Genomic DNA, 17,425 nt, shown 5'->3' on the forward strand with positions numbered 1-17,425 from the left:
AAGGACGACTTCATGACCACCGAGAAACAGCGTCTTCGCGTCCTCTTCTGCGGCGCGGTGCTGCAGAATTTCTTCGATCTTCCCGCCAGCGACATCGGCAAGGTGTGGGCGGCGACCGGTGAGATGCTGAAGGGCATCCGCGACCTGCCCGGCGTCGAGATCCTCGGCACCATCGACGACGACCAGACGATGGTCGGCACCTCGCCGACCGGCTGGCCGTGGACCTTCTACATCCTCGCCGAGGTTCCCGACCGCGAGACCGCCGTCGCCGCGTGCAACCTGTTCCGCACCATCGAGGTCGGCGAATATCGCCTGTGGAAGTATATGCGGGTCGAGGCGCGGATCGGCCGTGAGCTGGTGATCCCGGCATGACGCAGGGCAGCGGCGGCGACGTCGTCCTCGTCACCGGCGGCGCGAGCGGCCTGGGCGCGGCGATCGCGCGCGGGATGCACGAGCGCGGCTTCCGGGTCGGCATCGGCGATCTCGACGCCGCCGCCGCTTCGGCGCTGGCGGCCGAGCTCGACCCGAGCGGGGCGGCCGCGATCGGCATCGCCCTCGACGTGCGCGAGCAGGCCTCGTTCGAGGCGGCCCGCGACGCGCTGACGGCGCGCTGGGGATCGGTCGAAGGACTGGTCAACAACGCCGCCGCCACCGCCGCCAGGCCGGTGCTCGACATCACCCCCGACGAGTTCGACGCGGTGATGGCGGTCAACGCGCGCGGCACCTTCGTCGGGTCGCAGGTGTTCGGCCGGGTGTTCAAGGCGCAGGGCTATGGCCGCATCGTCAACCTCGCCTCGCTTGCGGGGCAGAATGGCGGGACGGCGACGGGCGCGCATTATGCCGCGTCGAAGGGCGCGATCCTGACCCTGACCAAGGTGTTCGCGCGCGACCTCGCCGCCTTCGGCGTCACCGCCAACGCGATCGCGCCGGGGCCGCTCGATTCGCCGATGGTCCACCGCACCATCTCCGAAGAGGCGATGCCGCGCTTCCTGGAGAATATCCCGGTCCGCCAGCTCGGCACGCCCGCCTTCATCGCCGACATCGCCGCGCGCCTGTGCGCCCGCGACGCCGGCTTCGTGACCGGCGCCACCTGGGACATCAATGGCGGCCTCTTCATGCGCTGAGCCGCGCCGGCCCGCATCCGTGAAAACGAGCTTGCGCGGCCGGCAAAAGGGGGAGAGAGCGACGAGCATGATCGACAACGCCCTGCGTGACAGCCCTCCCCCCGACGCGACCGGGTTCGACCCGCACGACTGGCCGTTCTTCTGGATGACGCAGGCGGTCGGCCGCTATCTCCAGCGGCTGGAGACAGCGCTGAAGCGGGTCGAGCTCGACGTGTCGCGCTGGCGGGTGCTGATGTGCCTCAAGGAAGGCCAGGCGACGAGCGTGAGCGAGATCGCCGAGCTGGCGATCGTCAAGCTGCCGACCATGACCAAGATCGTGCAGCGGATGCAGGCCGACGGCCTCGTCACCTGCGAGGCGCGGGCGTCGGACGGGCGAGTGACCGAGGTGTCGCTGACCGACCGCGGCCTCGCCGCGCGGCAGGAGGCATGGACGATCGCCAACAAGCTCTACGTCCAGGCGTTCCGCACCATCGCGGACGACGACAAGCACCGCCTCAACCGGCTGGTGGAATCGATCTTCAACAATCTCAGCGAGTGGTGATCACTCCCCGGGGCGTCAGCCCCGGGGCGCCGCCTTGACCACCGTGCAGGCGATCGCGCCGAACGCGCCGAAATCGGCGGTGCAGCGCTGGCCGATGCGGACGACATGGACGCCGGTGATCGCGCCGGTCGAGATCAGGTCGCCCTTGCGGATCGGCCGGCCCATCCGCGCCGTGCGGGCGAGCGCGAAGGCGAGCGCCGCGATCGGCGTGCCGGGGATCGCGCTGGCCGCCGCCTCCCCCGCCACCGCGCCGTCGATCGTCGTGGTGCAGCGGATCGCATCGAACGACAGCGCGCGCCAGTCGGCGATCTCCGCCCCGAGGATCAGGCCGTTATTACCGCCGAAGCTGGCGATGGTGGTGAGCGGGCCGAGGTCGTTGGCCGCCGCGAACGGGCCGCCCGCCACCTCGACCGCGATGTGCATCGCCCCCGCCAGATCGGCCGCCTCGTCGGCGGTCCAGTCGGTCTTGCCGGCCGGCGCGTCGGCCGAGGCGACGATCACCAATTCGGCCTCGAACGCCGAGAAGCCGTTCTCGATCGCGGCGAAGTCGTTCGCCGCGCCGGCGCTCAGCACGGTGGCGGCGAAGATCGGGCCGACGAACCGGTCCTCGCCGAGCGCATCGACCAGCGGCGGCGCGATCCGGCCGACCTTCCAGCCGGCGATCCGATCGGCCCATTGCCCGATCTCCGCGAGCTGGACGGCATAGGCCTGGTCGAGATCGGCCGGCAAGGGGCCGGGATAATCGGGAAAACCGATGGCCGCGCTGCGGGCCTCGACGAATTTCGCCGCCTGTGCTTCGACGCTCATGGACCTCGCCTGCTGCCTTTCCGGATTCGATGTAAACCCTGATCCTTCCGTCATTCCCGCGAAAGCGGGAATCCACGGTCACGGAACATTCCTTCTCCTGCGGGCCGCCGTCCATGGATTCCCGCTTTCGCGGGAATGACGGGACAATGCTGGATGCGGCGGCCTGCCCGACGGTTAGAGAAGATAGCCGATACCATGCTGGTAATCGTCGCAATTGACCAGCGTGACGATCTTCCGGTCGAGCTTCAGCCCGTCGGCGGTCGAGACGATGCGGTAGACGACGTCGGCCGCCATGGTGCGCATCCGCTCATATTTATACTCGACCATGATCATCGCCGCGCGCAGCGTGATCGCGCCGTCCTCGACCGCGACCGGCACAAAGCGCGAGACGGTGCGGACGGTGCGGGCCGGCGGCGCCGACGACATCGAGAAGCCCGACAACAGCCGCTTGACGCGCGCCTGCCGCATCTCGGCATCGTCGTTGAGGATGTTGAGCCGGTCGTCATAGTCGCTGATGTCGCGCTCGGTCGGGACGATGTAGCGGCCGTCCTCGGTCCACAGCGGCAGCCAGGCCTTGTAGTCGAGCCGGTCGAGCATGTCGGCCTCGGCCCAGACGAACTGGATCGCGTCCTGCAGCGACGGCGCCGCCGCCGCGTCGGAACGGTTCAGGGGTTCAGCGATCGTGCTCACGCGGTCATCATCCTCTTCCACATCTGATAGGCGGCGCGCATGCCGGTCTCGGCGCTGACGTCACCGGCATTATGCCCCGGGGCGGCGACGCCCTCGGGCGCGTCGACACCGCGATTGACCATGACCCACAGGTCCTGGCCCGCGCGCGCGCCGCGCTGGACGCGCTCCCAGCCCTCGGCATCGTCGGGAGTGCCGAAGCCCATCGGGCCCTGGAAATGCTCGTGCAGGCGCAGCCGCATGCGGTTCGCCGCGTCGGGGCCGCCGTCCATGCCGATCGCGACGTGCATGATCTCGGTCTCGTCGACCTCGATCGGCCGCAGCACGCGGAAGAAGGCCATCGAGCAGGCGACGTTGGGGAACAGGTTCAGGTTGAAGCCCGAGCCGCCGACGGCGCGGACGACGCGGCGCACCTGGTCGTCGGGCATGCCCTCGGCCGCCAGTTCCTTCGCCAGTTCCTCGAAACGCTGCGGGATCGGCGCGTCGAGATTGTCCTCGAGGTCGATCAGGTCGGGGATCATGACCATCACGCTGTGGCCGTTGCCCAGATCCTCGACCCAGCCGCCATGCGCCAGCACCTGGAAGACGTTCTCCGCTTCCGGATCGAGCGAGTCGAGGAAGGTCTTGTGGACGATCGGGAAGTGATAGGCGTCGGTGGTGTTCTCGAGCTGGATCTTCCAGTTGCCGGGGAAGCGGAAGCGATGCTCGCCCAGCGTCTTCACGCCGTAGCCGCCGCCCTGCTTCATGAACAGGTCGATCCACTTCTTCGCCGAGCCGAGGAACTCGACCAGCGGCTGGATGTCGTCCTTGAAGGTGGCGAAGATCATCCCGTTATATTCTTCGGTGCGCAGCGACACGAGGCCGTAGTCGTCGGTGTCGAGCCCCTCGCCATAGCCGCTGATGTGCGGCACCTTGCGGAGCTTGCCGTCCACGTCATAGCTCCAGCCATGATAGGGGCAGACGAACACGCTGGCCTTGCCCTTGCGCTTCTCGCACACGCTGGCGGCGCGGTGGCGGCAGCGGTTGAGCAGGGTGTGGATCTTGCCCTGCTTGTCGCGGGTGACGATCACCGGCTCGCGGCCGACCCAGGAGGTCTTGAAGGTGTTGCCGGTCGGCACGTCGCTGGCGTGCGCCACCCAGACCCAGGTGTTCTTGAAGATCCGGTCCATCTCCTCCTCGAAGATGGCCTCGTCGGTGTACATCGGCGTCAGGACACGATCGTCCCGCACCAGGGTGGCGAAGTCTGTGCTGCTCATGATGGCTCCTTTGACGCAACGTCAGGGACGGAGATGGGGGCGGCGTCGGACCAGTGGTCGACGTCGCGGGCGAAGAGGTTCTCGGTGATGAAATGGGATATCCGCCAGGCGCCGTCCTCGACGGCGCAGCGGATCGTCAGCGCGGCCGAGCGCAGGTCCGACCGGCCGTCGCGATAGGTCGAGGTCTGCAGCATCGACCATTGGCCGACCGCCGCCTCGGGCCCCTCGATCGTGCCCTCGATCGTGATCGTCTCGGTCGACAGGAAATGCGCGTTCATCGCGAAATGGGCGACCGGCACGGCATAGCTGCCGAGCATCGCGACGATCGCGTCGCGGCCCTCGTGCCGGCCGAACGCCTTGCGGTAGCGGCCCCGCCCTTCCCACAGCGCGTCGCGGGTGAAGCACAGGCCGAGCTCGTCGAGCGAGGTGTCGGGACCCAGCGTGTCGCACAGCCGGAAATAGCGCATCACGACGGCGCGCACCGCACGCTCGGCGCGCAGGTCGGCCAGTTCGGCGCGGAGCGCCGCGATGTCCTGTTCGATCGTCATGCCGCGAGGCCCTGCTCGACACGCGCGCCGACCGCGCAGAGCGTCTCGTCGTCGTTGCGGCGGCCGACGAGCTGGATCGCGATCGGACGCCCGGCGAGCGGGATCGCCAACGCCGGATGGCCCGAGACGTTGAACGGCCGGATCAGCGAGGTCAGGCGCAGCATCCGCGCAGCATCGCCGAGATCGTCGAGCGCGGGCGGCAGCGCCGGCAAGGCCGGGAGGGCGAGTGCGTCGACCCCGGCGAGCGCCTGGTCGACTGCCGCGACGAAGCGGGTGCGGACCTTCTCCGCCTCGGCGAGCTGGGCGGCCGAGACCTTGCTCGCGCCGAGCAGCCGGGCGCGGACGTCGGCGCCGATCCGGGGGTCCTCGACGAGATCGCCGAAGGTCGACCAGGCTTCGGCCGCCATGATGGTGATGCCCGCCTCGAACGCCTGGTCGAGGCCCGGCAGGTCGACCGGAACGACATCCGCTCCGCTGCGCTGCAGTTCGGCGAGGACGGCCTCGGCGATCTCGGCGTCGGCCGAGCTCTCGACCCAGCCGATGCGGACCGATGCCGGCCGGCCGGCGGGCACGAAGGTCGGGTCGATCAGCGCCATCGCCGTCTCGATTCCCGCCACGTCGCGCGCGAAGGGGCCGACGCAGTCGAGGCTCGAATCGGCCGGGATGCAGCCCTCGCGGCTGACCCGGCCGAAGCTGGGCTTCAGGCCGAACACGCCGCAACAGGTGGCGGGCATGCGGATCGAGCCGCCGGTGTCGGTGCCGATCGCGATCTCGACGAGCCCCGCCGCGACAGCCGCCGCCGATCCGCTCGACGAACCGCCGGGGATCAGACCCGGATAATTGGGGTTCACCGGGGTGCCGAGCCAGCGGTTCACGCCGGTCACGCCATAGGCGAACTCGTGCATGTTGGTCTTGCCGACGATGCGCGCGCCGCCCGCGATCAGCGCGGCGACCACCGCCGCGTGCGCGGCCGCCGGCGGCGCTTCGGACAGCGCCTCGCTGCCGACGCTGGTGCGCTTGCCGGCGATGTCGATGCAATCCTTGACCGCCACCGTCGGACCGGCGCCGCCAAGCTCGAACCGTTCGACGAAGATGTTGTCCGACGTCACCCTCAGCCCCTCAACTTGAATATTCAACCTATCCATAGCATGTCGAGTTGAATATTCAACCAGATTGTCGCCGCCGCCTCGGGCGGATAGAGAAGGAGGCGAACGGAGAAACCAATGACCGCGAAGCATGACAAGAAGGCCCCGGTCCGCGACGAGCGGTTCAACTACCGGAGCTGGCCCTTCTACTGGATCGCCCGGGCGAGCGGGCGCTATCGCGGCCGGATGGAGGAGATGCTGCGCGGCACGACGCTCGACATGCCGCGCTGGCGGGTGCTGATGACGCTCCATCAGGACCGGGTCGCCAGTGTCAGCGAGATCGCCGCGCATTCGAGCGAGAAGCTGCCGACGATGACGCGGATCATCCAGCGGATGGAAGCCGACGGACTCGTCCGCCGCCGCCCCCGGCCGGGCCGCGAACATGTCATGGAAGTGGTGCTGACCGACGCGGGCGAGGTCGCCGGCAACGAGGCCTGGGCCTGCGCCGATTCGATCTACGGCCAGGCCTTCGCCGGGATGACCGATGCCGAGCTGGAACAACTCACCGGCCTGCTCCAGCGGGTCGCGGAGAATCTGAAGACGTCGGGGGAGTGAAATCATAGGCCGTCATTCCGGCGAAAGCCGGAATCTCCCTGCCTTCCCACCTTCCGCAGAGGGACAGGAAGAGAAGGGAGATCCCGGCTTTCGCCGGGATGACGATGCTTGGCCTCAGATCGCGTTCATCGTCAGCAGGTCGTAGGTCGCGACCAGCTCGTCGGCGGAGTCGGTGACCGTGACCGCCCAGCGGACCTCGCCATATTCGTCGTTGCGCTGGGTCTTGCTCTTGACGGTGAGCGCGACCTTGATCGCCTCGCCGGGCGACACCGGCTTGACGAAGCGCAGCCCTTCCAGGCCGTAATTGGCGAGGACGGGGCCCGGCGCCGGATCGACGAACAGGCCCGCCGCGAACGACAGGATCAGATAGCCGTGCGCCACCCGGCCCGGGAAGAAGGGATTGGCCGCGGCCGCCTCCTCGTCCATGTGCGCATAGAAGGTGTCGCCGGTGAAATGGGCGAAATGCTCGATATCGTCGAGCGTGATCGTGCGCGGCGCGGTGCGCAGCGTATAGCCGATCTGCAGCTCGCCGAAGCGCTGGCGGAACGGGTGGACCTCGCCCTCCGGCTGCGGCGCGCCGGCCAGGTAGCGGCCCGCGACGACGCTCAGGCTGCGCGGATGGCCCTGGAGAGCGCTGCGCTGCATATAATGCTTCACGCCGCGGACGCCGCCCATCTCCTCGCCGCCGCCGGCGCGACCGGGGCCGCCGTGGATCAGCATCGGCAGCGGCGAGCCGTGGCCGGTCGATTCCTTGGCACTGTCCCGATCCAGGATGACGATGCGGCCATGATAGGCGGCGGCGCCGATCACGAATTGGCGCGCGACCTGCGGATCATAGGTGAACAGCGACACCGCGAGCGAGCCGAGGCCGCGATTGGCCAGCGCGATCGCGTCGTCGAAATCCTTGTACGGCATCAGCGTCGAGACCGGGCCGAACGCCTCGACGTCATGGACCAGCTTCGCCGTCCAGGGATCGTCGCGGCGGAACAGCAGCGGCGAGACGAAGGCGCCCTTGCCCGCCTCGGCGCCCTGCACCTGGACCGTGTCGATGTCGCCGAAGACGAGCTTCGCCTCGGTCGCCAGCTCACGCGCCTTGGCACGAACGTCGTTGAGCTGGGTGATGCCGGCGAGCGGGCCCATGGTGACGCCCTCCTGCGCCGGATCGCCGACCACGACCTTGCCGAGCCGGGCCTTCAGCGCCTCCTCGGCGGCGTCGAGCCACTGGGCGGGGACGAAGGCGCGGCGGATCGCCGTGCACTTCTGCCCCGTCTTCACCGTCATCTCGCGCGCGACCTCCTTGACGAACAGGTCGAACTCGGGCGTGCCCGGCGCGGCGTCGGGGCCGAGGATCGAGGCGTTGAGCGAATCCCGCTCGGCCACGAAGCGCACCGACTCCCGCGCGATGACGGGATGCGACTGGAGCTTCATCGCGGTCGCCGCCGATCCGGTGAAGGAGACGACGTCCTGGCAGGTCAGATGGTCGAGCAGGTCGCCGACGCCGCCGACGATGAGCTGGAGCGCGCCGGCCGGCAGCACGCCCGCCTCGATCATGATGCGGACGGCATGCTCGGTGACGTGGCAGGTCGCGGTGCCCGGCTTGACGATCGCCGGCACGCCCGCGAGCAGCGTCGGCCCGAGCTTCTCGAGCATCCCCCAGACCGGGAAGTTGAAGGCGTTGATGTGGACCGCGACGCCCTGCAGCGAGGTATAGACGTGCTGGCCGACGAAGGTGCCGTTCTTGCCGATCGGCTCGAGGTCGCCGTCGATCAGGACGACGTCGTCGGGCAGTTCCCGCCGGCCGCGCGAGGACATGGTGAACAGCGTACCGGCGCCGCCCTCGATGTCGATCCAGCTGTCGACGCGGGTCGCGCCGGTCGAGGCGGAAAGCGCGTAGAGCTCCTCCTTGCGGGCCATGATCGCCTGCGCCAGCGCCTTGAGCATGCGGGCGCGGGCGTGGAAGGTCATCGCGCGCAGCGCCGGGCCGCCGACGTCGCGCGCATGGCGCAGCATGGCCGCGAAATCGAGTCCCGCGCTGCCCGCCTGGGCGACCGGCGAGCCGTCGATCGCCGACAGCACCGGCAGCTTCTCGGTGGTGCTCGCCACCCACTGGTCGGCGGCATAGTTGTTGAGCGTCTTGGTCATGGCTTCCTCGATCTCGATCAGGAAAACGGGCGTCAGCGCCCGGTGAATTTGGGGGCCCGCTTCTCGGTGAAGGCGCTCACGCCCTCGCGATAATCGTCGCTATAGCCCAGCTCGCGCATCCACCGGCCCTCGATGGCGAGCTCCTCGTCGAGCGTCTTCATCATCGAACCGCGGATCAGATGCTTGGTCGCGGCGAGGCCGCGTGTCGGGCCGGCGGCGAATTTGCGGGCGAGCTTCATGCTCTCCTCGGCCAGCGCCGCGTCGTCGACGCACTTCCAGATCAGCCCCCATTGCTCGGCCGTCTCGGCCGGCAGCGGATCGCCGGTCATGGCGAGGCCCAGCGCGCGCGCCTGGCCGATCAGGCGCGGCAGCACCCAGGTGCCGCCCGAGTCGGGGATCAGGCCGATATTGGCGAAGGACTGGATGAACTTGGCGCTGCGCGCGGCGAACACGATGTCGCAGGCGAAGGCGATGTTGGCGCCCGCCCCCGCCGCGACGCCGTTGACCGCACAGACCACCGGCTTGTCCATCGTCGCGAGGCGAGTGACGAGCGGCGCATAATATTTCTCGACCGAGGCGCCGAGGTCGACCGCCTCGCCGCCCGGCGCCACCGCGCGGTCGCCGAGGTCCTGGCCGGCGCAGAAGCCGCGGCCCGCGCCGGTGAGCAGCATCGCGCGAATCGCCGCGTCGCCCTCGATGGTGTCGAGCGCCGAGGCGACCTCCTCGTGCATCTTCACGGTGAAGCTGTTCAGCCGATCCGGGCGGTTCAGCGTCAGGCGGGCGACGCCGTCCTCGACGGCGAGCTCAATCGTTTCATAGGCCATAGGCGATCCTCGACTTCCTTTTAATAGACTGCCCGGTCAGACAATTATTGGCAAGCGCTATTTTGCGGGCTAGATATACATGATCTGACGGTTAGAGAGAGACCATGACGATCGGAACGGACGGCATCATCGCAGTGGTCGGCGCGGGCACGATGGGCGCGGGGATCGCGCTGGTCGCGGCGCAGGCCGGCCATGCGGTGCGGGTGATCGACACCCAGGACGCGGCGCTCGACCGCGGGCGGCAGAGCGTCGCCCGGTCGCTCGCCTCGCTGGTCAAGCGCGGCACGATCGACGAGGCGGGCGCCGCCGCGATCGCCGACCGGATCGGCTGGAGCACCGACCTCGCCAGCGCCGCCCCCGCCGCGCTCGCGATCGAGGCGATCGTCGAGCGGATGGACGTCAAGACCGGCCTGTTCGAGACGCTCGCCCGCCATGTCGCGCCCGGCGCGATTCTCGCCAGCAACACATCCTCGCTGTCGATCGAGGCGATGGCCGGCGCGGTGCCGGGCCCCGAGCGCTTCGCCGGCCTCCATTTCTTCAACCCCGTGCCGGCGATGAAGCTGGTCGAGCTGATCCCCTCGTCGCGCACCGCGCCGACGGTGGTCGACGATCTCGAAGCGCTGATGCGCGCGTGGAAGAAGCTACCGGTCCGCGTCCGCGACGTGCCCGGCTTCATCGTCAACCGGGTCGCCCGGCCTTATTATGCCGAGGGCTTCGCCGCGCTCGGCGAGGGCGTCGATCCGGCGACGATCGACCAGGCGCTGGAAAGCGCGGGCGGCTTCCGCATGGGGCCGCTGACCCTCGCCGACCTGATCGGCCACGACGTCAACTACACCGTCGCCTGCCAGGTGTTCGACGGCTATGCCGGCAAGACCCGCTTCCGCCCGCAGCCGAGCCAGCAGGCGCTCCACGATGCCGACATTCGGCCGCAAGAGCGGGCGCGGCGTCTATGATTATGGCGCCGACCTCCTGCCCTGCCCTTCGTCACCCTTCGCCGCCCCGCCGCGCAGCATCGAGGCCGGCGCCGACGCGGGCGATCTCGAACCGCTCGTCGCGCTGGCCGAGGCGGCCGGCGGCGCCGTCGCGCGCAGCGCCGACCTCGCCCCCGGCCTGCTGCGGATCGACGGCCGGCTGCTGGCGACGGGCGACGGCCGCCGCCTCGCCGACCGCGCCGATACCGACATGCTGCTCGACGCGGCGCGCGACTATGCCGCGACGCCGACCCTGGTCGTCACTGCGCGCGACGCGGCGGCGCTGGCGCTCGCCGCCGGCTTCGCCGGGCTGATCGGCAAGCGGGTGCTGGCGCTGCCCGACCGGCCCGGCCAGATCGTGCTGCGGACGCTCGCCCAGCTCGCCAATGCGGGTTTCGACGCGCTCGACGACGACGTCGCCGACGCCGCCGGGGTCGATACGGCGATGCGCTACGGCGCCAACCATCCGCAGGGCCCGATCGAATGGGCCGGGCGCTTCGGCACCGCCCGGCTCGCCGCCGTGCTCGCCACCATCGCCGCCGCCACCGGCGATCCGATCTACGCCCCCTCCCCCTCGATCGCCGTCCCGGAGCCCGCATGACCGACGACATCCTTGCCCGCCGCGTTGCCGAGCGGCTGCTCGAACTGGAGGGCACCGCCCCGGTCTGGGGCATCGTGCTGGAGGAGGCGCGGGTCGGCTATGCGCGCCTCGCGATGACGATCCGGCCGGACATGACCAACGGCCATGGATCGATCCATGGCGGCATGATCTTCGCGCTGGCCGATACCGCCTTCGCCTATGCCTGCAACAGCCGCAACGTCTCGACCGTCGCGCAGGGCGCATCCATCCTGTTCCTGGCCCCCGCCCATCCGGGCGAGGAGCTGATCGCCGAGGCGACCGAACAGGCCGTCGCCGGCCGCAGCGGCGCCTACAGCGTCGCGATCCGCACCCGCGACGGCCGTGCCATCGCGCAATTCCAGGGCCATAGCCGAGCGATCGGCGGCCAGGTCATCGACGACGAACCCCAAGGAGACTCCCATGGCTGACGCCTATATCTGCGACGCGGCACGCACCCCGATCGGCCGTTACGGCGGCAGCCTCACGGCCGTCCGCGCCGACGACCTCGCCGCGATCCCGATGCGGGTGCTGCGCGAGCGCAACCCGGGGATCGTCGGCCATATCGACGACATATTGTTCGGCTGCGCCAACCAGGCGGGCGAGGACAACCGCAACGTCGCGCGCATGGCGGCGCTGCTGTCGGGCCTGGGCGAGGACGCGCCGGGCACGACGATCAACCGGCTGTGCGGATCGGGCATGGACGCGGTCGCCTATGCGGCCCGCGCGATCAAGGCCGGCGAGGCCGACCTGATCGTCGCCGGCGGCGTCGAGAGCATGTCGCGCGCGCCCTTCGTCATGCCGAAGGCCGACGGCGCCTTCTCGCGCAGCAACGCGGTCTATGACACCACGATCGGCTGGCGCTTCGTCAACAAGCTGATGAAGGAGCGGTTCGGCATCGATTCGATGCCCGAGACCGCCGAGAATGTCGCGCAGGACTTCCAGGTCAGCCGCGAGGACCAGGACCGCTTCGCCGTCGAGAGCCAGCGCCGCGCCGCCGCGGCGCAGGCCAATGGCCGCCTCGCCGCCGAGATCGTCCCCGTGACCATCCCGCAGCGCAAGGGCGATCCCATCGTCGTCGACCGCGACGAGCATCCGCGCGAGACCTCGATGGAGGCGCTCGGCAAGCTCAAGCCGATCGTCCGCGCCGACGGCACGATCACCGCCGGCAACGCCAGCGGCGTCAACGACGGCGCCGCCGCGATCATCGTCGCCAGCAAGGCGGCGGTCGAGGCCTATGGCCTGACCCCGCGCGCCAAGGTGCTGGGCGGCGCGGTGGCGGGCGTGCCGCCGCGGATCATGGGCATCGGCCCGGCCCCGGCCAGCCAGAAGCTGCTCGAGCGGCTCGGCCTGGGCATCGGCGCGATCGACGTGGTCGAGCTCAACGAGGCGTTCGCCAGCCAGGGCCTCGCCGTGCTCCGCCAGCTCGGCCTGCCCGACGACGCGGCGCATGTGAACCCGAACGGCGGCGCGATCGCGCTCGGCCACCCGCTCGGCATGTCGGGCGCGCGGCTGGTGCTGACCGCGACCGAGGAACTGGTCCGCAGCGGCGGCAGCAAGGCGCTCTGCACCATGTGCATCGGCGTCGGCCAGGGCATCGCGCTGGCGATCGAACGGGTGTGAGGCCCCGGCGGAGCCCGGTTTGACGGCCGGGCTCCCGCCTCTCGCTAATTGATTGACCGATCGTTCGGTTAATTATATAGTGCAGGTCATAAGGAGATTCGCTCATGTACACGACGGAACTCGACAAGACGGCCACCGCCCCCACGCCGATCGGCGGCGAGGACCCCGCGCTGATCGCGGCCTTCGAGGCCCGCGTCGCGGCGGATGAGTTCATCGAGCCCAAGGACTGGATGCCCGAGGCCTATCGCCGCACCCTCACCCGCCAGATCTCCCAGCACGCGCATAGCGAGATCGTCGGCATGCTGCCCGAGGGCAACTGGCTGACCCGCGCGCCGAGCCTGAAGCGCAAGGCGATCCTGCTCGCCAAGATCCAGGACGAGGGCGGCCACGGCCTCTACCTCTATTGCGCGGCGGAGACGCTGGGCACGAGCCGCGAGCAGATGATCGACGCGCTGCACAGCGGCCGCGCCAAATATTCGACCATCTTCAACTATCCGACGCTCAACTGGGCGGATATCGGCGCGATCGGCTGGCTGGTCGACGGCGCCGCGATCATGAACCAGGTGCCGCTGCAGCGCACGAGCTACGGCCCCTATGCCCGCGCGATGGTCCGCGTCTGCAAGGAGGAGAGCTTCCACCAGCGGCAGGGCTTCGACATCATGATGGCGATGGCCAACGGCTCGCCCGCGCAGAAGGCGATGGCGCAGGACGCGCTCGATCGCTGGTGGTGGCCGTCGCTGATGATGTTCGGCCCGTCGGACGACAATTCGCCGAACACCGCGCAGTCGATCCGCTGGCGGATCAAGCGCGAGACCAACGACGAGCTGCGCCAGAAGTTCGTCGACGCCACCGTGCCGCAGGCCGAGCTGCTCGGCCTGACCATCCCCGATCCCGCCCTGAAGTGGAACGAGGAACGCGGCCATTATGATTTCGGCGCGATCGAGTGGGACGAGTTCTACGCCGTCGTGCGCGGCGAGGGCCCGACCGCCAAGGAGCGCATGAAGGCGCGCCGCGCCGCCTGGAACGACGGCGCCTGGGTCCGCGCCGCCGCCGATGCCCATGAGGCGAAGCGCGCCGCCCGCTCGGCCGCCGCGGCCGCCTGACAGAAGGAAGGAAAGAGATGAGCAAGGATTGGCCGCTCTGGGAAGTGTTCGTCCGCGCCCGCGGCGGGCTCGACCATCGCCATGTCGGTTCGGTGCATGCGCCGGACGCGGAGATGGCGCTGCGCCACGCGCGCGACACCTATACCCGCCGCATGGAAGGCGTGAGCCTGTGGGTCGTCAAGTCGACCGACATCGCCGCGTCGGACCCCGACCAGTCGGGCGAGCTGTTCGAGCCGGCGCAGACCAAGATCTACCGGCATCCGACCTTCTACGAGCTGCCCGACGCCGTGAAGCACATGTGAGGGCGCGATGAGCGACATTCTCTTCCGCAGCCTGCTCGAACTGGGCGACGACAGCCTGATCCTGGCGCAGCGCCTCTGCGAGTGGTGCGGCCAGGCGCCGAGCGTCGAGGTCGACCTGAGCCTGTCGAACCTGGGCCTCGACCTGATGGGCCAGGCGACCTTGTTCCTCGGCTATGCCGGGGAAGTCGAGGGCAAGGGCCGCGACGCCGACCGCCTCGCCTTCCACCGCGACGCCGAGCAGTTCCGCAACTGCCTGCTGGTCGAGCAGCCGAACGGCGACTTCGGCCAGACCATGGCGCGCCAGTTCCTGTTCTCGACCTATCAGCTCGCCTTGTTCGAGGGGCTGGTCGGATCGACCGACCCGCGCATCGCCGAGATCGCCGCCAAGGCGGTCAAGGAAGTGCGCTACCATGCCGACATCTCGGCCGACTGGGTGATCCGCCTGGGCGACGGGACCGAGGAGAGCCACCAGCGCATGGTCGACGGCTTCGACTGGTTCTGGCGCTTCATCGACGACATGTTCGCGGTGGACGCGGAGCAGCGCGCGCTGATCGACCAGGGTGTGCTCGTCGACCGGGCGGCGCTCCGCCCGGCGTTCGACGCGCGCGTCGCCGAGGTGCTGGCCGAGGCCACCCTGCCCGCCGCCGAGCCGGTCTGGCAGGTCGGCGCGGGCCGCGAGGGCCGGCACACCGAGCATCTGTCGCACCTGCTGGGCGTGATGCAGCAGCTCCCGCGCGCCCATCCGGAAGCCGCCTGGTAAGCAGCATGGCCGCCGGAGCCGCCCTGTCGGAACAAGCGCTGCGGGACCGGATCGAGACGGTCCTCGCCGAGGTGCCCGATCCCGAGATCCCGGCCGTGTCGGTCGTCGAGCTCGGCATCGTGCGCGGCGTCGACCCGGAGGGGCCGAGCGTGATCATCACGCCGACCTATACGGGCTGCCCGGCGACGATCGCGATCGAGATGGCGATCCGCGTCGCGCTCGACGAGGCGGGGATGGAAGACGTCGCGATCCGCACGGTGCTGTCGCCGCCGTGGAGCACCGACATGATCAGCGACGCGGGGCGCGAGAAGCTGCGCGCCTACGGCATCGCGCCGCCGCCCAAGGGGGCCGAGGCGCGGTCGCTGCGCGGCGCCGACATCGTCGAATGCCCGCGCTGCGGATCGACCCACACGCAGGAGGTCAGCCGCTTCGGCTCGACGCCCTGCAAGGCGCTCTGGAAATGCGCCGACTGCCACGAGCCGTTCGACCGGTTCAAATGCCATTGACGTTGATGGGACGAGGCCGACGCGGGATGCGCGGCCCGGCCCGGGGGAAAAGGAAGTAGATATGTCCAGCGGCTTTCACGCCCTCCAGATCGCCGAGGTCCGGCGCGAGATCGACGACGCGGTGTCGCTGCGCTTCACCGTGCCCGACGAGCTGCGCGATGCGTTCCGCTTCACCCCCGGCCAGCACCTGACCCTGCGCACCGAGATCGAGGGCGAGGACATCCGCCGCAACTATTCGATCTGCGCCGCGCCGCATGAAGGCGAGCTGCGGGTCGCGATCAAGCAGATCAACGGCGGCGTCTTCTCGACCTGGGCCAACCGGACGCTGTCCGCCGGCCAGACGATGGAGGTGATGCCCCCGCACGGCAGCTTCACCTGGACCTTCGATCCCGATCGTTCCGCCGTCTATGCGGGCTTCGCGGGCGGATCGGGGATCACGCCGATCCTGTCGCTGCTCAAGACCGCGCTGCGCGAGGAGCCGAAGAGCCGCTTCGTCCTGTTCTACGGCAATCGGGCGAGCAGCAGCATCATGTTCCTCGAGGAGATCGCGGCGATGAAGAACCGCTTCCTCGACCGCCTCGAAGTCTATCATTTCCTCGAGGACGAGGAAGACGACATCACCCTGTTCAACGGCCGGCTCGACACCGCCAAGACCGCCGAGATCTTCGGCCCGCTGATCGACCCGGCGGCCATCGACGCGGCGTTCATCTGCGGTCCGGGGCCGATGATGGACGCGGTCGAGGCCGGGTTGAAGGCGGCCGGCGTGCCCGGCGAGCGCATCCTGATCGAGCGCTTCACGGTCGGCGAGATGACCGGAGCCCAGCTTGCCGCCGCGCGCGAGCTGGAGCGCAAGGCGGAAGGGCTGAAGGTCAAGCTGACCCTCGACGGCCGCCGCCGCACCGTTACCTTCGACGCCGACAAGGGCTCGATCCTGGAGAATGCGCGCGCCGCCGGCATGCCTGCTCCCTTCGCCTGCAAGGCCGGCGTCTGCGCCACCTGCCGCGCCAAGGTGGTGTCGGGCGAGGTGACGATGAAGCAGAATTACGGCCTCGCGCCGGAGGAGGTCGCCGCCGGCTATGTGCTGACCTGCCAGGCGGTGCCGCTGACCGACGACGTCGAACTCAACTTCGATGCCTGATCCCCGCACCCTGATCGTCGAGCGCCGCGCCGGGGGCGTGGTGCTGATCCGCCTCAACCATCCCGAACGGCGCAATGCGCTGACGACCCCGCTGCTGCGCGCAGTCGCCGACGAGATCAATGCGGCCGAGGGCGACAAGGACGTGCGCGTGGTGGTGATCACCGGCAGCGACACGCTGTTCGCCGCCGGCGCCGACATCGACGAACTGCTCGCGAGCGGGGCCGGCGATCCGATCGAGACGCCGCGCTACATCGCCTGGGCGGCGATCCGCTCCTTCTCGAAGCCGCTCGTCGCGGCGGTCGAGGGCTGGTGCCTCGGCGCGGGGGCGGAGCTGATGATGTGCGCCGACATCGTCGTCGCGGCGAAGGGCGCGAAGATCGGCCAGCCCGAAACCAATCTGGGCATCATCCCGGGCGCAGGCGGCACCGCCACCCTGCCCCGCCGCATCGGCCAGGCGCGGGCTATGCACATGGTGCTGACCGGCGAGCCGATCGGCGCGGAGGAGGCGCATGCGATCGGCCTGGTCGCCTGCCTCGCCGAACAGGGACAGGCGCTCGACGACGCGCTGGCGCTGGCGGCCAAGCTGGCGATGCGCGCGCCGCTCGCGCTGCGCGCCGCCAAGGCGAGCATCCGCGACGCCGAGCATCTCGACGAGGCCGCGCATCTGCGCAGCGAGCGGGTCCGCTTCCTCAAGCTGCTCGGCACCGCCGACAAAGCCGAGGGCATCACCGCCTTCCGCGAGAAGCGCCGGCCCGACTGGCAGGGCAGATAGCCTCC

At 69.7% G+C, this 17,425-nt stretch carries 21 protein-coding genes; 14 read left to right on the plus strand and 7 right to left on the minus strand.

From position 1 onward, the window contains the following. The first annotated feature begins 12 nt into the window (after positions 1–12). The 3 genes from HRJ34_RS06260 to HRJ34_RS06270 all read left to right on the plus strand — a co-directional run bounded on the left by HRJ34_RS06260 (position 13) and on the right by HRJ34_RS06270 (position 1,665). Positions 13–372 carry a hypothetical protein gene (locus HRJ34_RS06260; RefSeq protein ID WP_016744209.1) on the plus strand — a complete coding sequence of 120 codons (360 nt, stop codon included), beginning with the start codon at positions 13–15 and terminating at the stop codon, positions 370–372. Continuing rightward, entirely contained in the window at positions 369–1,124 is a 756-nt protein-coding gene (locus HRJ34_RS06265; protein WP_208633616.1) for an SDR family NAD(P)-dependent oxidoreductase, read from the plus strand. The genes HRJ34_RS06260 and HRJ34_RS06265 overlap by 4 nt, the downstream gene beginning before the upstream one ends. Before the next feature lie 67 nt (positions 1,125–1,191). Continuing rightward, a complete protein-coding gene (locus HRJ34_RS06270) occupies positions 1,192–1,665 on the plus strand; it encodes a MarR family winged helix-turn-helix transcriptional regulator (RefSeq protein WP_016744211.1) in 474 nt (157 codons plus the stop codon). 15 nt (positions 1,666–1,680) lie between these two features. Here the strand turns inward: HRJ34_RS06270 and HRJ34_RS06275 are convergent, their stop codons facing one another. The 5 genes from HRJ34_RS06275 to HRJ34_RS06295 form a co-directional block, all read right to left on the minus strand. Further along, positions 1,681–2,472: a 2-keto-4-pentenoate hydratase gene (locus HRJ34_RS06275; protein WP_208633617.1), complete on the minus strand. Its 792-nt coding sequence runs from the start codon at positions 2,470–2,472 to the stop codon at positions 1,681–1,683. Positions 2,473–2,646: 174 nt separating this feature from the next. After that, positions 2,647–3,162 (minus strand): aromatic-ring-hydroxylating dioxygenase subunit beta, encoded by a 516-nt coding sequence (locus HRJ34_RS06280; protein WP_016744214.1) that lies wholly within the window; start codon positions 3,160–3,162, stop codon positions 2,647–2,649. Then, positions 3,159–4,415, minus strand: a complete 1,257-nt coding sequence (locus tag HRJ34_RS06285; RefSeq protein WP_011951591.1) for an aromatic ring-hydroxylating oxygenase subunit alpha — start codon at positions 4,413–4,415, stop codon at positions 3,159–3,161. Before HRJ34_RS06285 ends, HRJ34_RS06280 begins: the two co-directional genes overlap by 4 nt. After that, entirely contained in the window at positions 4,412–4,963 is a 552-nt protein-coding gene (locus HRJ34_RS06290) for a nuclear transport factor 2 family protein (protein ID WP_208633618.1), read from the minus strand. The genes HRJ34_RS06285 and HRJ34_RS06290 overlap by 4 nt, the downstream gene beginning before the upstream one ends. Beyond that, complete coding sequence (locus tag HRJ34_RS06295) at positions 4,960–6,072, minus strand: amidase (protein ID WP_226949069.1); 1,113 nt, start codon at positions 6,070–6,072, stop codon at positions 4,960–4,962. Before HRJ34_RS06295 ends, HRJ34_RS06290 begins: the two co-directional genes overlap by 4 nt. Positions 6,073–6,186: 114 nt before the next feature. On the opposite strand from HRJ34_RS06295, the gene HRJ34_RS06300 reads away from it, so the two are divergent. Further along, entirely contained in the window at positions 6,187–6,663 is a 477-nt protein-coding gene (locus tag HRJ34_RS06300) for a MarR family winged helix-turn-helix transcriptional regulator (RefSeq protein WP_029994991.1), read from the plus strand. A gap of 114 nt (positions 6,664–6,777) precedes the next feature. Here HRJ34_RS06300 and paaZ read toward each other — a convergent pair whose 3' ends face one another. After that, complete coding sequence (paaZ, locus tag HRJ34_RS06305) at positions 6,778–8,805, minus strand: phenylacetic acid degradation bifunctional protein PaaZ (RefSeq protein WP_016744219.1); 2,028 nt, start codon at positions 8,803–8,805, stop codon at positions 6,778–6,780. 32 nt (positions 8,806–8,837) lie between these two features. Then, a complete protein-coding gene (gene paaG / locus HRJ34_RS06310) occupies positions 8,838–9,629 on the minus strand; it encodes a 2-(1,2-epoxy-1,2-dihydrophenyl)acetyl-CoA isomerase PaaG (RefSeq protein WP_208633620.1) in 792 nt (263 codons plus the stop codon). A gap of 104 nt (positions 9,630–9,733) precedes the next feature. Between paaG and HRJ34_RS29150 the strand changes: the two genes are divergently transcribed. The 10 genes from HRJ34_RS29150 (at position 9,734) to HRJ34_RS06355 (ending at position 17,420) form a co-directional block, all read left to right on the plus strand. Beyond that, positions 9,734–10,582 carry a 3-hydroxyacyl-CoA dehydrogenase NAD-binding domain-containing protein gene (locus tag HRJ34_RS29150; protein WP_226949070.1) on the plus strand — a complete coding sequence of 283 codons (849 nt, stop codon included), beginning with the start codon at positions 9,734–9,736 and terminating at the stop codon, positions 10,580–10,582. Further along, positions 10,542–11,201, plus strand: coding sequence for a 3-hydroxyacyl-CoA dehydrogenase family protein (locus HRJ34_RS29155; RefSeq protein ID WP_226949071.1), 660 nt, complete (start codon positions 10,542–10,544; stop codon positions 11,199–11,201). The genes HRJ34_RS29150 and HRJ34_RS29155 overlap by 41 nt, the downstream gene beginning before the upstream one ends. Then, entirely contained in the window at positions 11,198–11,647 is a 450-nt protein-coding gene (paaI, locus tag HRJ34_RS06320) for a hydroxyphenylacetyl-CoA thioesterase PaaI (protein ID WP_029994675.1), read from the plus strand. The genes HRJ34_RS29155 and paaI overlap by 4 nt, the downstream gene beginning before the upstream one ends. Beyond that, entirely contained in the window at positions 11,640–12,839 is a 1,200-nt protein-coding gene (pcaF, locus tag HRJ34_RS06325) for a 3-oxoadipyl-CoA thiolase (RefSeq protein WP_208633621.1), read from the plus strand. Before paaI ends, pcaF begins: the two co-directional genes overlap by 8 nt. A 104-nt stretch (positions 12,840–12,943) precedes the next feature. Further along, a complete protein-coding gene (paaA, locus tag HRJ34_RS06330) occupies positions 12,944–13,942 on the plus strand; it encodes a 1,2-phenylacetyl-CoA epoxidase subunit PaaA (RefSeq protein WP_011951600.1) in 999 nt (332 codons plus the stop codon). A gap of 17 nt (positions 13,943–13,959) precedes the next feature. Further along, on the plus strand, positions 13,960–14,244 hold the full coding sequence (paaB, locus tag HRJ34_RS06335; RefSeq protein WP_011951601.1) for a 1,2-phenylacetyl-CoA epoxidase subunit PaaB: 285 nt from the start codon (positions 13,960–13,962) through the stop codon (positions 14,242–14,244). Between the two features lie 7 nt (positions 14,245–14,251). Further along, the gene (paaC, locus tag HRJ34_RS06340) at positions 14,252–15,004 is read left to right on the plus strand and encodes a 1,2-phenylacetyl-CoA epoxidase subunit PaaC (RefSeq protein ID WP_030092771.1); all 753 of its coding nucleotides are present in this window, start codon (positions 14,252–14,254) and stop codon (positions 15,002–15,004) included. 5 nt (positions 15,005–15,009) lie between these two features. Beyond that, on the plus strand, positions 15,010–15,510 hold the full coding sequence (paaD, locus tag HRJ34_RS06345) for a 1,2-phenylacetyl-CoA epoxidase subunit PaaD (RefSeq protein ID WP_029994678.1): 501 nt from the start codon (positions 15,010–15,012) through the stop codon (positions 15,508–15,510). A 61-nt stretch (positions 15,511–15,571) separates the two neighbouring features. Further along, the gene (gene paaE, locus HRJ34_RS06350; protein WP_011951604.1) at positions 15,572–16,648 is read left to right on the plus strand and encodes a 1,2-phenylacetyl-CoA epoxidase subunit PaaE; all 1,077 of its coding nucleotides are present in this window, start codon (positions 15,572–15,574) and stop codon (positions 16,646–16,648) included. Further along, positions 16,641–17,420 carry an enoyl-CoA hydratase-related protein gene (locus HRJ34_RS06355; RefSeq protein WP_208633622.1) on the plus strand — a complete coding sequence of 260 codons (780 nt, stop codon included), beginning with the start codon at positions 16,641–16,643 and terminating at the stop codon, positions 17,418–17,420. Before paaE ends, HRJ34_RS06355 begins: the two co-directional genes overlap by 8 nt. Positions 17,421–17,425: the final 5 nt, after the last annotated feature.

Source organism: Rhizorhabdus wittichii (assembly GCF_017607425.1).
Taxonomy (GTDB): Bacteria; Pseudomonadota; Alphaproteobacteria; order Sphingomonadales; family Sphingomonadaceae; genus Rhizorhabdus; species Rhizorhabdus wittichii.

Coding starts and splice junctions, on each gene's coding strand:
- HRJ34_RS06260 (WP_016744209.1), top strand. CDS start 13: ATGACCACCGAGAAACAGCGTCTTCGCGTCCTCTTCTGCGGCGCGGTG.
- HRJ34_RS06265 (WP_208633616.1), top strand. CDS start 369: ATGACGCAGGGCAGCGGCGGCGACGTCGTCCTCGTCACCGGCGGCGCG.
- HRJ34_RS06270 (WP_016744211.1), top strand. CDS start 1,192: ATGATCGACAACGCCCTGCGTGACAGCCCTCCCCCCGACGCGACCGGG.
- HRJ34_RS06275 (WP_208633617.1), bottom strand. CDS start 2,472: ATGAGCGTCGAAGCACAGGCGGCGAAATTCGTCGAGGCCCGCAGCGCG.
- HRJ34_RS06285 (WP_011951591.1), bottom strand. CDS start 4,415: ATGAGCAGCACAGACTTCGCCACCCTGGTGCGGGACGATCGTGTCCTG.
- HRJ34_RS06290 (WP_208633618.1), bottom strand. CDS start 4,963: ATGACGATCGAACAGGACATCGCGGCGCTCCGCGCCGAACTGGCCGAC.
- HRJ34_RS06300 (WP_029994991.1), top strand. CDS start 6,187: ATGACCGCGAAGCATGACAAGAAGGCCCCGGTCCGCGACGAGCGGTTC.
- paaZ (WP_016744219.1), bottom strand. CDS start 8,805: ATGACCAAGACGCTCAACAACTATGCCGCCGACCAGTGGGTGGCGAGC.
- paaG (WP_208633620.1), bottom strand. CDS start 9,629: ATGGCCTATGAAACGATTGAGCTCGCCGTCGAGGACGGCGTCGCCCGC.
- HRJ34_RS29150 (WP_226949070.1), top strand. CDS start 9,734: ATGACGATCGGAACGGACGGCATCATCGCAGTGGTCGGCGCGGGCACG.
- HRJ34_RS29155 (WP_226949071.1), top strand. CDS start 10,542: ATGCCGACATTCGGCCGCAAGAGCGGGCGCGGCGTCTATGATTATGGC.
- paaI (WP_029994675.1), top strand. CDS start 11,198: ATGACCGACGACATCCTTGCCCGCCGCGTTGCCGAGCGGCTGCTCGAA.
- pcaF (WP_208633621.1), top strand. CDS start 11,640: ATGGCTGACGCCTATATCTGCGACGCGGCACGCACCCCGATCGGCCGT.
- paaA (WP_011951600.1), top strand. CDS start 12,944: ATGTACACGACGGAACTCGACAAGACGGCCACCGCCCCCACGCCGATC.
- paaB (WP_011951601.1), top strand. CDS start 13,960: ATGAGCAAGGATTGGCCGCTCTGGGAAGTGTTCGTCCGCGCCCGCGGC.
- paaC (WP_030092771.1), top strand. CDS start 14,252: ATGAGCGACATTCTCTTCCGCAGCCTGCTCGAACTGGGCGACGACAGC.
- paaD (WP_029994678.1), top strand. CDS start 15,010: ATGGCCGCCGGAGCCGCCCTGTCGGAACAAGCGCTGCGGGACCGGATC.
- paaE (WP_011951604.1), top strand. CDS start 15,572: ATGTCCAGCGGCTTTCACGCCCTCCAGATCGCCGAGGTCCGGCGCGAG.
- HRJ34_RS06355 (WP_208633622.1), top strand. CDS start 16,641: ATGCCTGATCCCCGCACCCTGATCGTCGAGCGCCGCGCCGGGGGCGTG.